The sequence below is a fragment of the Streptomyces sp. JK94 genome (assembly GCF_053613315.1).
Genome location: NZ_JBSICH010000030.1, coordinates 55,266 through 68,138 on the forward strand (window position 1 = coordinate 55,266; position 12,873 = coordinate 68,138).

At 72.7% G+C, this 12,873-nt stretch carries 18 protein-coding genes; 6 read left to right on the forward strand and 12 right to left on the reverse strand.

Annotated features, from left to right (window positions below; translation table 11 throughout):
- The first annotated feature begins 161 nt into the window (after positions 1 to 161).
- Both ACVV2G_RS25090 and ACVV2G_RS25095 read left to right on the forward strand, forming a co-directional pair.
- Positions 162 to 569, forward strand: a complete 408-nt coding sequence (locus ACVV2G_RS25090; protein WP_453845024.1) for a DUF2795 domain-containing protein — start codon at positions 162 to 164, stop codon at positions 567 to 569.
- 215 nt (positions 570 to 784) lie between these two features.
- Positions 785 to 1,327 carry a type 1 glutamine amidotransferase domain-containing protein gene (locus ACVV2G_RS25095; protein WP_453845025.1) on the forward strand — a complete coding sequence of 181 codons (543 nt, stop codon included), beginning with the start codon at positions 785 to 787 and terminating at the stop codon, positions 1,325 to 1,327.
- 68 nt (positions 1,328 to 1,395) lie between these two features.
- Here the strand turns inward: ACVV2G_RS25095 and ACVV2G_RS25100 are convergent, their stop codons facing one another.
- The gene (locus ACVV2G_RS25100; RefSeq protein ID WP_453845026.1) at positions 1,396 to 1,683 is read right to left on the reverse strand and encodes a DUF6158 family protein; all 288 of its coding nucleotides are present in this window, start codon (positions 1,681 to 1,683) and stop codon (positions 1,396 to 1,398) included.
- Positions 1,684 to 1,745: 62 nt separating this feature from the next.
- Here ACVV2G_RS25100 and ACVV2G_RS25105 point away from each other — a divergent pair, with 62 nt between their 5' ends.
- Positions 1,746 to 2,867 (forward strand): baeRF2 domain-containing protein, encoded by a 1,122-nt coding sequence (locus ACVV2G_RS25105; RefSeq protein ID WP_453845027.1) that lies wholly within the window; start codon positions 1,746 to 1,748, stop codon positions 2,865 to 2,867.
- A 14-nt stretch (positions 2,868 to 2,881) separates the two neighbouring features.
- Here ACVV2G_RS25105 and ACVV2G_RS25110 read toward each other — a convergent pair whose 3' ends face one another.
- Positions 2,882 to 4,501 carry an ATP-binding cassette domain-containing protein gene (locus tag ACVV2G_RS25110; RefSeq protein ID WP_453845028.1) on the reverse strand — a complete coding sequence of 540 codons (1,620 nt, stop codon included), beginning with the start codon at positions 4,499 to 4,501 and terminating at the stop codon, positions 2,882 to 2,884.
- Positions 4,502 to 4,626: 125 nt separating this feature from the next.
- On the opposite strand from ACVV2G_RS25110, the gene ACVV2G_RS25115 reads away from it, so the two are divergent.
- From ACVV2G_RS25115 to ACVV2G_RS25125, 3 genes are all read left to right on the forward strand, one after another.
- Complete coding sequence (locus ACVV2G_RS25115) at positions 4,627 to 6,132, forward strand: bifunctional phosphatase PAP2/diacylglycerol kinase family protein (RefSeq protein WP_453845029.1); 1,506 nt, start codon at positions 4,627 to 4,629, stop codon at positions 6,130 to 6,132.
- Between the two features lie 97 nt (positions 6,133 to 6,229).
- Positions 6,230 to 7,054, forward strand: a complete 825-nt coding sequence (locus tag ACVV2G_RS25120) for a methyltransferase domain-containing protein (protein ID WP_453845030.1) — start codon at positions 6,230 to 6,232, stop codon at positions 7,052 to 7,054.
- Positions 7,055 to 7,105: 51 nt separating this feature from the next.
- Positions 7,106 to 7,276: a hydrophobic protein gene (locus ACVV2G_RS25125; protein WP_453845031.1), complete on the forward strand. Its 171-nt coding sequence runs from the start codon at positions 7,106 to 7,108 to the stop codon at positions 7,274 to 7,276.
- 87 nt (positions 7,277 to 7,363) lie between these two features.
- Here the strand turns inward: ACVV2G_RS25125 and ACVV2G_RS25130 are convergent, their stop codons facing one another.
- Genes ACVV2G_RS25130 through ACVV2G_RS25175 form a run of 10 tightly spaced genes read right to left on the reverse strand, consistent with a single transcriptional unit; the run spans position 7,364 to position 12,717 of the window.
- Positions 7,364 to 7,657 (reverse strand): gas vesicle protein K, encoded by a 294-nt coding sequence (locus tag ACVV2G_RS25130; protein WP_453845032.1) that lies wholly within the window; start codon positions 7,655 to 7,657, stop codon positions 7,364 to 7,366.
- 1 nt (position 7,658) lies between these two features.
- The gene (locus ACVV2G_RS25135; protein WP_122618943.1) at positions 7,659 to 7,841 is read right to left on the reverse strand and encodes a gas vesicle protein; all 183 of its coding nucleotides are present in this window, start codon (positions 7,839 to 7,841) and stop codon (positions 7,659 to 7,661) included.
- Positions 7,838 to 8,617: a GvpL/GvpF family gas vesicle protein gene (locus ACVV2G_RS25140; protein ID WP_453845033.1), complete on the reverse strand. Its 780-nt coding sequence runs from the start codon at positions 8,615 to 8,617 to the stop codon at positions 7,838 to 7,840. The genes ACVV2G_RS25135 and ACVV2G_RS25140 overlap by 4 nt, the downstream gene beginning before the upstream one ends.
- Positions 8,614 to 8,940: a gas vesicle protein gene (locus ACVV2G_RS25145; RefSeq protein WP_053139604.1), complete on the reverse strand. Its 327-nt coding sequence runs from the start codon at positions 8,938 to 8,940 to the stop codon at positions 8,614 to 8,616. Before ACVV2G_RS25145 ends, ACVV2G_RS25140 begins: the two co-directional genes overlap by 4 nt.
- Complete coding sequence (locus tag ACVV2G_RS25150) at positions 8,937 to 10,103, reverse strand: SRPBCC family protein (protein ID WP_453845034.1); 1,167 nt, start codon at positions 10,101 to 10,103, stop codon at positions 8,937 to 8,939. The genes ACVV2G_RS25145 and ACVV2G_RS25150 overlap by 4 nt, the downstream gene beginning before the upstream one ends.
- Positions 10,103 to 10,798, reverse strand: a complete 696-nt coding sequence (locus ACVV2G_RS25155; protein ID WP_453845035.1) for a DNA primase — start codon at positions 10,796 to 10,798, stop codon at positions 10,103 to 10,105. The genes ACVV2G_RS25150 and ACVV2G_RS25155 overlap by 1 nt, the downstream gene beginning before the upstream one ends.
- The gene (locus ACVV2G_RS25160) at positions 10,795 to 11,058 is read right to left on the reverse strand and encodes a gas vesicle protein GvpG (protein ID WP_453845036.1); all 264 of its coding nucleotides are present in this window, start codon (positions 11,056 to 11,058) and stop codon (positions 10,795 to 10,797) included. The genes ACVV2G_RS25155 and ACVV2G_RS25160 overlap by 4 nt, the downstream gene beginning before the upstream one ends.
- A gap of 4 nt (positions 11,059 to 11,062) precedes the next feature.
- Positions 11,063 to 11,836: a GvpL/GvpF family gas vesicle protein gene (locus tag ACVV2G_RS25165; RefSeq protein WP_453845037.1), complete on the reverse strand. Its 774-nt coding sequence runs from the start codon at positions 11,834 to 11,836 to the stop codon at positions 11,063 to 11,065.
- Positions 11,833 to 12,270: a gas vesicle structural protein GvpA gene (locus ACVV2G_RS25170; RefSeq protein WP_453845038.1), complete on the reverse strand. Its 438-nt coding sequence runs from the start codon at positions 12,268 to 12,270 to the stop codon at positions 11,833 to 11,835. Before ACVV2G_RS25170 ends, ACVV2G_RS25165 begins: the two co-directional genes overlap by 4 nt.
- A gap of 54 nt (positions 12,271 to 12,324) precedes the next feature.
- Entirely contained in the window at positions 12,325 to 12,717 is a 393-nt protein-coding gene (locus ACVV2G_RS25175) for a gas vesicle protein GvpO (protein WP_453845039.1), read from the reverse strand.
- Positions 12,718 to 12,873 lie beyond the last annotated feature (156 nt).

The following is a 12,873-nucleotide window of genomic DNA, read 5'->3' on the forward strand; positions in this document are numbered from 1 at the left end:
GGCGCGGGCCGGGTTCCCCGGGCCCGCCGGGCCGCCCCACCGTGCCCGCGGCGGCACACGCTGTGTCCGGAACCGTCGGACCGGAACCGTCCGGTTGATTCCGTGTCGGCCCGCGGTGTCCGGGTACGCGGTCGGCACCCCCGAAGGATCTGGAGGGAGACATGCAGCGAGGCAGCGACCGGATGAGCGTCCACCGCGACGACGAGATGAAGCACGAACTCCAGGGCCTGCTCCGGTCCGGGCACCCCACCCGCACCGAGGAGTGGCACGACCCCGAACCGGCCGCCGAGGACGACCCGGACGTCACGTACGGACCGGTCACGCCGGGCCGCGGACCGACGTACCTGGAGGCCCTCCGGCTCGAACTGGCCCGGAACCTGACCCGGGGCTCCTTCCCCGCCAACCCGCGGGAACTGACCCGGGCGCTGCGCCGCGGCCACGCACCGGACGCCCTCGTCGAGGGACTGGAGCGGCTGCCGCACAAGGCGCGCTACGACAACGTGCAGGAACTGGCGGTGGCCCTGACCGAGAGCGGCGGGTCCGGGCCGGCCGGAACACGCGGCGCCTAGCGCCGGAGAGGGTGTGCCCCGCACAGGCCGAGTACGTGGGGGACGCCATGCCCCGGGCGTGGCCGCCGTCCGCCCGGACTCCTCCCTTGCCGAGGCGGCGCGCGGCGGCCGGCCCGGGCGGACGACACCGCAGCCGGCCGGCACGCCCGGCCGAACCACACACGCACGCCGGACGGCGAAACCGGCCGGCTCACCGGGAAAGGAATACGAACCACATGCGCATCGCGTTTCTGACCGCGCCCGAGGGCGTGGAGCAGGTCGAACTGACCGAGCCGTGGCAGGCGGCGAAGGACGCGGGCCACGAGCCCGTGCTCGTCTCCACGCAGTCCGGTGAGATCCAGGGCTTCAACCACCTCGACAAGGCGGACACGTTCCCGGTGGACGAGGTGGTGGGCGACACGGCCGCCGACTCGTTCGGCGGGCTGGTCCTGCCCGGCGGCGTGGCCAACCCGGACTTCCTCCGGATGGACGAGAAGGCCGTGGCGTTCGTCAAGGCCTTCTTCGAGCAGGGCCGGCCGGTGGCCGCCATCTGCCACGCCCCGTGGACGCTGATCGAGGCGGACGTCGTACGCGGCCGGGTCGTGACCTCGTGGCCGAGCCTGCGGACCGACCTTCGCAACGCCGGCGCCACCTGGGTCGACGAGCAGGTGAAGGTCTGCGACCACGGCGACAACGTCCTGATCACCAGCCGCAAGCCGGACGACCTCAAGGCGTTCTGCGAGACGTTCCTCGCGGAGTTCGCCAAGGCGGGCGGCTGACACGGGGGCGGGAGCCCGGATTCCGCAGCGGGCCCGGCCGCGTGGTCCGGCGGTGGCAGGGTCCGCGCTCAGCCGCCGGGAGCGGCGGCCTGCCCGCAGCCGCGTTCCCGGGCGCCCTCACGGGTGCGGCCCGCGGCCACCGGGCGCCGGGGGTTGCGGCGCAGCCACTCGCCCTCCAGCTGGGCCATGCGCTCGTTGTGGGCCCGCAGCGCGTCGTTCGAGCCGTGCAGCAGCGTGTCGTGGCGGGTGCGGTGGATGGTCTCCAGCTCCTTCATGAGCTGCTGGTCCTCCAGGCGTCCCGGGTCCACTCCGGTCGGGGTGTCGTCCCCCATGTCGCGTATGTCGTGTTCGTTCATGCGGTCCGGGTACCCGCCCCCGAGCACTACCACCCCCGAGCGGCACCCGGGAGGGCAGCCACATGGACCTCGCGTTTCTGCACCCCCTCTACGAGCATCAGGGCCCCTGGGCCTCCGTGTACGTCGACCTGTCCCGGCACGCCGAGGACACCGCCCACGAACGCGAGCTGACGGCCGCCGCGGTGGCCCGGGAGCTGGCGGACCAGGGCGCCGACGACGCGACCTGCCGGGCCGTGCGGGAGGCGGTGGAGGAACTGCGCCACGCCTCCGACCCGCACGGCCGGGCCCTGTTCGCGCGCTCCGGCCGGGTCGTCCTCGATCCGCCGCTCGCCCGGCCCCCGTACGGCGGGACCACCGCCGACTGGGCGCCGTTGCCGCATGTCGCGCCGCTGCTCGAACTGGCCGGGGAGGACCCGGTGTGCGTGGTGGCGTACATCGACCGCAAGGGCGCCGACTTCGAGCTGCGCAGCGCCCTGGGCAGCTCGGACGCGGGCGGTGTGACCGGCCGGCAGTGGCCGCTGCACCGCACGAGCACCGCCGACTGGTCCGAACGCCACTTCCAGCTGCGGGTGGAGAACACCTGGGAGCACAACGCGGCGGAGATCGCGGACGCGCTCGCCGTGTGCCAGGAGGAGACGGGCGCCGACCTGCTGATCCTGGTCGGTGACGACCGGGAGCGGCGGTCCGTGCACGAGCGGCTGCCCAAGCGGCTGCAGGACCGGATCGCCGAGGCCGCGCGCGGCATCGGGAGCAGGCTGCTGGACGACGAGGTGGCGGGGTTGCGCGAGGACCACGTCCGGGCGCGGGCGCGGCGGGACCTGGACCGCTTCCTCGCCGCCCGGGCCCCGGACGACGCGGGCCGGACCGGCGCGGTGGAGGGCGTGCCCGCGCTGGTCGAGGCCGCCCGGGAGCACCGCATCGACGAGCTGCTGATCATCCCGGACGCCCCCGACACCCACCGCGAGGTGTGGATCGGCGAGGACGCCGACCAGCTGGCGGTGCGCCGTACGGAGCTGAAGACGCTCGGCGAGCAGAACTCCTGGGCGGCCCGCGCGGACGACGCCCTGCTGCGCTCGGCGGTGATGACCGGTGCCCCGGCGATCTCGGTGACGCCGGCCCTGCCGTCCGAGGCGGCGGAGAAGACCCCGGTCGGCGGCCTGGGGGCGCTGCTGCGCTGGAAGTGACCTCCTCCTGGGCGTCAGCGGGCCCGTTCCACCCGCCGTTCGTCCCAGACCGGTTCCGCCGTCTCGCGGACCCGCCCGTCGCTGCCGAAGACCAGGTACCGGTCGAAGGAGCGGGCGAACCAGCGGTCGTGGGTGACCGCGAGGACCGTGCCCTCGAAGCCCTCCAGGCCCTCCTGGAGGGCTTCGGCCGATTCCAGGTCGAGGTTGTCGGTCGGCTCGTCGAGCAGCAGCGCGGTGACGCCCTTCAGCTCCAGCAGGAGGATCTGGAAGCGGGCCTGCTGGCCGCCGGAGAGGCGGTCGAAGGTCTGCTCGGCCTGCTGGGTGAGTTCGTAGCGGCGCAGCCGGGACATGGCGGCGCCCCGGTCCTGGGCGTGTTCGGTCCACAGGATGTCCAGGAGGGTCCGGCCCAGCAGTTCCGGGTGGGCGTGGGTCTGCGCGAAGTGACCGGGCACCACGCGCGCGCCCAGCTTCCAGGCGCCGGTGTGCGCCACGTCCTCACCGGCGAGCAGCCGCAGGAAGTGCGACTTGCCGGACCCGTTGGAGCCGAGCACCGCGACCCGTTCGCCGTAGAAGACCTCCAGGTCGAACGGCTTCATCAGGCCGGTGAGTTCCAGCTGTTCGCAGGTGACGGCCCGTACGCCGGTGCGACCGCCCTTCAGGCGCATCCTGATGTCCTGCTCGCGCGGCGGTTCGGGCGGCGGCCCGGCCTCCTCGAACTTGCGCAGCCGGGTCTGGGCGGCGGCGTAGCGGGAGGCCATCTCGTGGCTGACCGCGGCTGCCTGACGCAGCGTCAGTACCAGTTTCCTCAACTGCGCGTGCTTCTCGTCCCAGCGGCGGCGCAGCTCCTCGAAGCGGGCGAAGCGCTCGCGCCGGGCCTCGTGGAAGGTGGCGAAGCCGCCACCGTGCACCCAGGCGTCGGCGCCCGCGGGGCCGGGCTCCAGGGAGACGATCTTCTCGGCGGCGCGGGCGAGGAGTTCCCGGTCGTGGGAGACGAACAGGACCGTCTTGCGGGTCTCCCCCAGCCGCTCCTCCAGCCAGCGCTTGCCGGGCACGTCGAGGTAGTTGTCCGGCTCGTCGAGCAGCAGCACCTCGTCGGTGCCGCGCAGCAGCGCCTCCAGCACCAGCCTCTTCTGCTCGCCTCCGGACAACGTGCTCACCTGCCGCCACCGGGCGCGTTCGAAGGGGACGCCCAGCGCGGCCGTGGTGCAGATGTCCCACCGGGTCTCCGCCTCGTACCCCTGGACCTCGGCCCAGTCGGCGAGCGCCTGCGCGTACCGCATCTGCGCGGCCTCGTCGTCGACCGTCATGATCGCGTGCTCGGCGTCGTCGACGGCGCGCGCGGCCTCGCGGATGCGGGGCGGCGCCACGGACACCAGCAGGTCGCGCACGGTCGTCTCGTCCCGGACGGAGCCCACGAACTGCCGCATGACCCCGAGCCCGCCGCCGACGGTGACGGTCCCGCCGTGCGGCTTGAGTTCCCCGGCCAGCAGGCGCAGCAGGGTGGTCTTGCCCGCTCCGTTGGGTCCGACGAGGGCCACGACGGCCCCCTCCCCCACCCGGAACGACGCGTCGCCGAGCAGCGCCCTCCCGTCGGGGAGGTGGTACTCCAGGTGTGCGGCTTCGAGATGACCCATGGGACCGGATTCTGCGGCCCCCGGCACGCCTCGGGCAAACCCGTTTCGTCCGGGTGCCGGCGACGGCTCCGGCCCGTGGGGCGCGCCGGCCGCAGGAAACGCCGCCCACCGGGTAGGCGGGAGGCATGAGCCCCGACGTAGACCTCACCTCCCTCACGCCCGGCCCGCACCCGGTCCGCAACGGCTTCCTGCGCCTGGACCAGCGTGTGTTCGAGGCCGTCGCCGCCCGTGCCTGGCCCGGCGCCGACCCCGTGCTGCCCCGCCTGAGCCGCAGCGCCAACCACGGCGCGCTGTGGTTCGCGGCGGCCGCCGCCCTGGCCGCGTCCCGCACGCCGAGGGCCCGCCGCGCCGCCGCCCGCGGCCTCGCCTCGCTGGGCCTGGCCTCGCTGACGATCAACACCCTCGGCAAGCGCTCGGTGCGCCGCGCCCGCCCCGCGCTGGACCCGGTGCCGCTGGTGCGGCAGCTGAAGCGGCAGCCGATCACGACGTCCTTCCCGTCCGGGCACGCCGCGTCGGCCGCCGCGTTCGCGACCGGCGTCGCGCTGGAGTCCCCCGCGTGGGGCGCGGCGGTGGCCCCGGTCGCCGCCGCGGTCGTCCTCTCCCGTGTCTACACCGGGGTCCACTTCCCGAGCGACGTGCTGGCCGGAGCGGCGCTCGGGGCGGGGGCCGCGTTCGCCGTACGGGGCATGGTGCCCACGCGGGCCCAGCTCACCCCGCCGGCCCGGCCGCGCGCCGACGTGCCGGCGCTGCCCGGGGGCGAGGGGCTCGTGATGGTGGCCAACATCGGCTCGGGCACCTCGGACCGGGTACGGGCGCTGTGCGACGCGCTGCCCGAGGCGGAGGTCGTCGAGTGCGAGCCGCAGGACGTGCGGGCGGAGCTGGAGAAGGCGGCGGGCCACGCCCGGGTGCTCGGCGTGTGCGGCGGCGACGGCACCGTGAACGCCGGCGCCGAGATCGCGCTGCGCCACGGGCTGCCGCTGGCGGTGCTGCCCGGCGGCACGCTGAACCACTTCGCCTACGACCTCGGCGTGGAGGACGTACGGGATCTGTGCCGGGCGCTGGAGCGGGGCGAGGGCGTGCGGGTGGACGTGGGCCGGTTCGCCTCCGGCGGGCAGCGCGGCGTCTTCCTGAACACCTTCAGCCTCGGTGTGTACCCGGAGCTGGTGCGCGAGCGGGAACGCTGGTCGCCCCGGATCGGCGGCTGGCCGGCCGGGGTGGTCGCCGCCGTGCGGGTGCTGCGTGCCGACCGGCACCCCCTGGAAGCCGTGATCCGGGGCCGCAGGCGCCCGCTGTGGATGCTGTTCGCGGGCAACGGCACGTACCACCGCCGGGGCATCGCCTCGGGCCGCCGGCTCGACCTGGCGGACGGAGAGCTGGACGTACGGGTGGTGCACGGTGGCCGCCGGCCGGCTCTGCGGCTGCTGTCCGCGGCCCTCGCGGGACCGCTGACCCGCTCCCCCGCCCATGCGGCGGTACAGGTGAGCCGGCTGCGCCTGTCCGGGGTCGCGCCGGGCACGCTGATGGCGTTCGATGGTGAACTGACCGAGACCGAGGGCGATCTGACGCTGGAGAAGCTGCCCAAGGCGCTCACGGTGTACCGCCCCCTGCCCGGCGACGGACTCCTTTCCTGACACTCCGTCAGCCCGTATGGCAATACGCCGGTCTCACCATCCGGCCGACGCGCGTACGGTGGCCCCACTGTCGGGAGTGCCGGGAGAGGGGCCCACCATGCCGAAGCCGCAGGAGACCGCCGTCTACACGCACGGGCACCACGAGTCCGTGCTCCGCTCGCACACCTGGCGCACCGCCGCCAACTCCGCCGCCTACCTGCTCGGCTCCCTGGAGCCGCACATGAGGATCCTGGACGTCGGCTGCGGCCCCGGCACCATCACCGCGGACCTCGCGGAGCTGGTGCCGGACGGGCACGTCACCGGCGTGGACCGGGCGCCCGGGATCGTGGAGACGGCACGGGCGAGAGCCGCCGGGCGCGGGGCGGCCAACACGGACTTCGCGGTCGCCGACGTGCACGCGCTGGACTACCCGGACGACACGTTCTGCGTGGTCCACGCCCACCAGGTACTCCAGCACGTGGGCGACCCGGTGCGGGCGCTGCGCGAGATGAGACGGGTCGTGAGGCCGAACGGGATCGTCGCCGTCCGCGACTCGGACTTCGGCGCCATGACGTGGTACCCGGCGTCGCCGGGCATGGACGACTGGCTGGACCTGTACCGCCGGGTGGCCCGCGCCAACGGGGGCGAGCCGGACGCCGGACGCCGGCTGAAGGCCTGGGCGCTCGAGGCGGGGTTCACGGACGTCACGGCCACCTCGGCCACCTGGACCTTCACCACGCCCGGGGAGCGGGAGTGGTGGAGCGGCCTGTGGGCGGACCGCACCCTGGAGCCGGCGTACGCCGAGCGGGCCGTGGCGGGCGGCCATGCCACGCCGGAGCGGCTGCGGGCCGTCTCGGCGGCCTGGCGGGAGTGGGGCGCGCGTCCGGAGGGCTGGTTCGGCGTGCTGCACGGGGAGATCCTGTGCCGGAAGGAAACCCGTTGAGCGCCTGATCGGCACATTTCGGGACATCAGTACGAAAGGAGGTTGGTCACCATGGTTCCACTTCTGCTCGTACTGCTTCTCGTACTGGTTCTTTTCGGCGTCGGATTCGCCGTGGAGATCCTCTGGTGGATTGCCCTGGCAGTCCTGGTCCTGTGGCTTCTGGGCTTCCTGGTCCGCGGGACGACGGCCGGCGGCGGCAGGGGCCGCTGGTACAGGTGGTGAACCGTCCGCGGAGCACCACCCGAGGTACCCGGGTTCCCGGGGTACGGGTGATGATCCGCGGACGCCGAGGCTGCTGCCGCGGAAGACTCACTCCCGGGGCAGCAGCGGTCCCAGCGGCCCGAGGTCCAGGTTCAGGTCCTCGGGCCGCAGTCCGTAGCGGTCGCGCAGCTCGGTCATGCGGTCGTCGAGGAGCATCAGGGTGAGCCCGATCCGCTCCTCCTGCTCCTCGCTCAGGTCGCCCTCGTCGACACGGCGCAGCGCCTGGCGCTCCATGAGCTGGCGCAGCAGCTCGACCACCGTCAGCACCAGCTTGATCAGGTCGCGCTCGACCGTGTCGGGTTCGAGGTCGAGGCGCTTGCGGGGCTCGGCATGTTCGCTCACGTCAGTCCCCGAACGGTGAGGGTACGTTGCTGTTGACCGAGCTGATCAACGCGTTCAGGTCGATGCGGACCAGGTCGACGTCCGCGATGCGCAGGGTGACGTCGCCCGTGATGACGACCCCGCCGGCCAGCAGCCGGTCGAGCAGGTCCACGAGGGCGATCTCACGGCGTTCCACGACGGTCATGACCCCTCCCCCGGCTTCTCCTCGCCGGCGAAGGAATAGGCCGCCCACGGCCCGGTGAGTTCCACGCGCACACCGGGGGCGTCGTCCTTGGTCCGGTCCACCATTTCCACGAATTCCTCGGAGACGTCGCGCCGCACCAGATAGGCGGCGTTGAGCACGTTGCGTCCGGCGGCACCGGACAGGCCGGGGTTCTGCGGCGCGTGCAACCGCGCGTCGTCGGCCCGGGCGGACAGCGCCTCGTGCAGGCCGGTGGCGAACCCCTCGGCCCTGGTCCACAGATCCTCGTTCGCCCGTGTCCGCATGCGCCGCTGGCGCAGGTAGTCCCGGCCCGAGGTGGGCTTGGGGGCGGGCTGCGCCGACCCCGGAGCCTGCTCCGGTTCCGTCTCGACGTACACCTTGACGCCCCATTCCACGCGCCCGTCGAGCCGGTCGAGCGTGCGCCGGAAGGCCTGCTCCCGCTCCTCCAGCATCACCCGTACGCCGCTGTCGTCCCGGAAGACGGTGGCCAGCCGGAGCGGCAGCGGGGTGGTGACGGCGGTGAGCGCGTCGATGACCTGCTGGTGGGCGCGGGCGGTCCCGGCGAGCCAGTCGAGGTCCTCGAGGTGGGCGCGCAGCGCCTCCTCGGAGAAGTCGGCCTCCGGGACGTGGCTGACGACGGCGACCAGGCCGCCGTGGGGCAGCAGGCGGGGCGGGTCGCCCGCCACCCCCGTCAGCTGGCTCTGGAGGGCCGCGCCGAAGGGGCGGCAGACGGCGTACACGTACCGCAGTCCGGTCACGGTGCCTCCCTCGGTACGCGGCCGGGGTCCAGCTCGCGCAGTCGTTCACGCAGTTCGGCGTTCTCCCGGGTCAGTTCGTCGCGCCGGGCGCGCGAGGAGAGGGCGGGGTCGCTCTCCCACCAGTCGATGCCCATTTCCTTGGCCTTGTCGACAGAGGCGACGATGAGCCGCAGCTTGATGGTGAGCAGCTCGATGTCGAGCAGGTTGATCCGGATGTCGCCCGCGATGACGACCCCCTTGTCGAGCACCCGCTCCAGGATGTCGGCGAGATTGGCGCTCTGTCCCTGGCCGTAGGGATCGGGCAGCCGGCTGGGTGTGGTCATCGACGGCTCCCGCTGCCGGCGTCCTCGTGCTCCTCAGGGGCCGCGTACTCGTCCTCGCCGGCTTCCTTGTCCTCCTCGTACTCGCCCTCGGGCTCCTGCTCGTCCTCGTACTCGCCCTCGGGCTCCTCGTACTCCTCCTCGGGCTCGCCCTCCGGCTCCTGCTCGTACTCGGCGTCCGCCTCGCCCTCCTCCTCGGCGTGCGGCTCCTCCTCGCCCTCGTACTCCTCCTCGGGCTCCTCCGCGTCCCGGCCGTCCTCCTGCTCCTGCTGCTCCTGCTCTTCCTGCTCCTCGGCGAGGGCGTCCTCGTGGCTGCGGACGACCTCGCCGTCGCGGATCTCTCCGCGCCAGCCGTCGTCCGCCTCACCCTTGAAGGTGATGTGGCGGACGTAGTTCTTCAGGTCGAGGCGGGCCCGGCGGCCCTGGGCGCGCCAGATGTTGCCGGTCTTCTCGAACAGGCCCTTGGGGTAGTACTCGATCACCAGGACGACGCGGGTGAGGCTGTCGGCCAGCTCGTGGAAGCTGACGACACCCTTGGTCGTGCCCTTGGCGCCCTCCGAGGTCCAGGAGATCCGGTCGTCCGGCACCTGTTCGGTGGTCTTCGCCTTCCAGCTGCGGTTGGACCAGAAGACCTTCAGCTGCCAGTCGGACGACGTGTCGTCGGCACGGTTGGCGCTCTTCACGCCCTTGGCGAAGGTGCTGAAGTCCTGGTACTGGGTCCACTGGTCGTAGGCCGTGCGCAGCGGGACGCCGACGTCGACGTACTCGATGATGACGGTCGGCTTCTGGCCCGCGCCGCCCTTCTTCCTCCCCTTGCCGCCGGTGAGGTTCTTGAAGGCGCCGGCCACGTTGTCCTTCACCTTGCCGGCGCCGACCTCGAACGCGGCCCGCATCGGGCCCTTGCCCTCGGCGAGCTTGCGGCCGCCGTCGAGGGCGAGCTTGCCGAATCCCGGGCTCTTGCCCTCGGCCATGTCGTTCAGCTTGCCGGTGGTCTCGCCCAGCTTGGTGCCGACGCCGGTCAGCAGCCGCGTGACCTGGGCGGCGAGGTACTCCTGCGCCTCCGCCTTGAGGCGGTCGGCCGCCTCGCTCCGGGCCACGTCGGCGAGCGGGTTCTTCTTCGCCGCCTTGCCCGCGGTGGACGCCGCGGAACCGAGGGTGTCGGCCATCACTCACCACCGCCCTTCGTCTGCCGGGGGCCGGCGCCGCGGGCGGCGTTCCTGGTCCCGGCGGTCTTCTTGCCGGCCGCCTTCCTGGCGGGCTGGGTCCGCTTCGCAGCGGCCTTCTTGGCCGGTGCCTTGGCGGCGGCCTTCTTCGCGGGCGCCTTCCGGGCCGCCTTGCGTCCCTCGGGCGAGGTCTCCTCCCCGTCCCGTTCCTGCCGCGGCTCGCGGCGGTCCCGGTCCCGTCCGCCGGATTCCTCCTCGTGCTCGTCCTGCGGCGGCTCGTCGTCGTGCTCGTCCTCGTCGTACTCCTCGTGCGGCTCCGAGTCCTCCGAGTCCTCGGAGTCGCGGGAGTCGTCGGACCCGGCGCCCGGCGCCCGGGACGCCACGCCGGAGAGCTGGTCGCGCACCTGGGCGGTGCGCCCGCTCAGGCGGTCGGCGAGCGCGTCGATCTGCCGCTCGACCATGGCGCCCGAGGCCGCCTTGCCCACGCCCCGCAGGTCCGTGCGCAGCTGGTCCCCGATCTCCTTGAACTGGGGGTTGTTCTGCAACTGCGAGGAGACCAGTTCCGCGATGCCCTTCGGAGTCAGGTTCATCTTCTTGCCGGCCACCATGGTGCCCACGGCGACCGCCAGTTTCAGTTTCTTCGTGCGTCCCAGCAGATATCCGGCCCCTACCGCGAGGCCCAGTCCCACTCGATTCATGGCGCCGTCCCGTTGCCCAATCCCGCGCTCGTGCGCGTAGCGATCTCCAGCCGGTCGAGGAGCACGTCCTCCTGTCGGTCGAACTCCTCCTCGGTGATCTCGCCGGCCTCCAACTGCTCCTCCAGCCGGGCAAGTTCGGCCCTGACCGTGGCGGGGTCGTAATAGATCCGCTCGGCCTCGTTCAGCACCTGTCTGATGGCCCAGGCGCTGCCGCGCGCCGGGGCGAGCGGCAGCATCAGGACCTCCGAGATGAGTCCCACGTCCTCACTCCGTTCCGACGTCCATCCCGCCCGCCGCGGTACCCGCGGGCTCGGCCGGGCCGGGCTCGACGAAGCTGTACGGCGGCAGCGGACCGTGCACACGCACCTCGAGGTGCGGCATCTCCTGGCGGGCCCGCTCGACGGCGGCCAGGAACTCCTCGGCCGCGTCACGGTTCACCAGGAACGACACGTTGGCCAGCCAGCCGGTGGACTCGGGGCCCACACTCACGGCGTCGGCGGCCTGCTCCAGCATCCGTTCGAGCGTCGTGGCGTCCTCGGACTCCTTGCCCTTGACGGCGGCCGCGACCATCTCACCGAGCTGGATCTTGCTCTCGTAGCTTCCGCCGCCGGACTGCCGGTTGGACTCCGCGAGGGCGCGGATCTCCGGGTTCTCGGCCATCACGTGGTGCAGGACGGCCTCTTCGACGTGGTTGGCCTTGATGTTGTACTCGACCCGGCCGTCCAGCGCCCCGAGGCGCTCCCTGTAGTGCTCGGCCCGTTCGGCCAGCACTCCCGTGACCGCGGCGTCGTCCGGGGCGACGCTGCCGAAGCGCATGGGCAGCACACAGCCCTCCGCGCCCACCTCGCTGAGCACGTTCTGGTGGGCGAGCAGTTCCCTGCGCTTGGGGCGCAGCCCTTCGGGCGCGTCACTGACGACGGCCGCCAGCTCGCCCTCCGTCAGGATCCGTACCGGGCGCGGCGGCTCGCCGACGCCGTTGAGGCCCTCGGGGAGCGCGGGATGCGAGCCGGCGGTGATGCCGTAGACGTACGTGCTCACTCCTGCTCCTCCTTACGGCGCGAGGGCGCGGCCTTGCGGGCACGGGGGCGGGAGGTGGTCTCACGCTCGGAGTCGCCCTCGTCACGCGCCTGCTTGAACGCGTCCGAGATGGTCTCGGCGGCGCCGGAGAGCGCCCCCTTGGACTTGCCCTTGGCACCGGACTCGGTGATCGATCCGACCAGGTCGGGCAGGCCCGGGTCCTTGCGCGGCCCGGCCTCCAGGTCGAGCCGGTTGCACGCCTCGGCGAAGCGCAGATAGGTGTCGACACTGGCGACGACGACACGGACGTCGATCTTCAGGATCTCGATGCCGACCAGGGAGACGCGCACGAATGCGTCGATGACGAGCCCCCTGTCCAGTACAAGCTCGAGCACGTCGTAAAGGCCGCTGCTGCCGCCTCCGCCGCCGGTCTGCTGTGCCGGTACGACAGTCATGCCAGCAATCCCTCCATCTGTTCCGTGGGTGTGTGTCCGACGGGTCCGGCCGGCCTAGCGGCCGCCGCGCGTGTCGGCCCGACCGCGCTCGTAACGCCGGACGCGCCGGTAACCCGTGAGCTGCCCCTCGTCGTCGAGCTCCACCTGGTAGCTCGCCATCAGACTCATCGTGTCCGGCACGCGCTCGAGTTCGAGGACCTCGACCTCCAGCGCCCAGCCGCCCTCCGTCTGCTCGAAGGACGACACGGACTCGGCGGTCATGCCGGTCAACTCCGCGAGCTGGGCACGCGCCTCGCGCAGAACCTCCATCGGACGGGGTCGACGCGACCCCTGTGTTCCCTGTACCTTCTGCGAGTTGTTCGACTTACGTGACTCTTGAGTTTTCTGCGATGCTTGCGAACTCTGTTGTGTGTCTTGTGATTCGGGCGTGTTGTTCGTGTTCGACATGGCCACCTCTCCTCCCGTGTGGCCGCAAGTGTGTTCGCCAAACCTCCACGAGCGCATGCATGTGCCCCGCGCCGCAGCGCCCGCTCCCGGGGTGGGAGCGGGCGCTGCGGTGAGTGGGGGGGTCACCACGCAAGGACTCCCCAAGCAAGAGGGGGG

Excerpts from the sequence above, each read along its gene's own strand:
- ACVV2G_RS25090 (WP_453845024.1), top strand. The coding sequence starts at position 162 with ATGCAGCGAGGCAGCGACCGGATGAGCGTCCACCGCGACGACGAGATG.
- ACVV2G_RS25095 (WP_453845025.1), top strand. The coding sequence starts at position 785 with ATGCGCATCGCGTTTCTGACCGCGCCCGAGGGCGTGGAGCAGGTCGAA.
- ACVV2G_RS25100 (WP_453845026.1), bottom strand. The coding sequence starts at position 1,683 with ATGAACGAACACGACATACGCGACATGGGGGACGACACCCCGACCGGA.
- ACVV2G_RS25105 (WP_453845027.1), top strand. The coding sequence starts at position 1,746 with ATGGACCTCGCGTTTCTGCACCCCCTCTACGAGCATCAGGGCCCCTGG.
- ACVV2G_RS25110 (WP_453845028.1), bottom strand. The coding sequence starts at position 4,501 with ATGGGTCATCTCGAAGCCGCACACCTGGAGTACCACCTCCCCGACGGG.
- ACVV2G_RS25115 (WP_453845029.1), top strand. The coding sequence starts at position 4,627 with ATGAGCCCCGACGTAGACCTCACCTCCCTCACGCCCGGCCCGCACCCG.
- ACVV2G_RS25120 (WP_453845030.1), top strand. The coding sequence starts at position 6,230 with ATGCCGAAGCCGCAGGAGACCGCCGTCTACACGCACGGGCACCACGAG.
- ACVV2G_RS25125 (WP_453845031.1), top strand. The coding sequence starts at position 7,106 with ATGGTTCCACTTCTGCTCGTACTGCTTCTCGTACTGGTTCTTTTCGGC.
- ACVV2G_RS25135 (WP_122618943.1), bottom strand. The coding sequence starts at position 7,841 with ATGACCGTCGTGGAACGCCGTGAGATCGCCCTCGTGGACCTGCTCGAC.
- ACVV2G_RS25145 (WP_053139604.1), bottom strand. The coding sequence starts at position 8,940 with ATGACCACACCCAGCCGGCTGCCCGATCCCTACGGCCAGGGACAGAGC.
- ACVV2G_RS25150 (WP_453845034.1), bottom strand. The coding sequence starts at position 10,103 with ATGGCCGACACCCTCGGTTCCGCGGCGTCCACCGCGGGCAAGGCGGCG.
- ACVV2G_RS25155 (WP_453845035.1), bottom strand. The coding sequence starts at position 10,798 with ATGAATCGAGTGGGACTGGGCCTCGCGGTAGGGGCCGGATATCTGCTG.
- ACVV2G_RS25170 (WP_453845038.1), bottom strand. The coding sequence starts at position 12,270 with ATGACTGTCGTACCGGCACAGCAGACCGGCGGCGGAGGCGGCAGCAGC.
- ACVV2G_RS25175 (WP_453845039.1), bottom strand. The coding sequence starts at position 12,717 with ATGTCGAACACGAACAACACGCCCGAATCACAAGACACACAACAGAGT.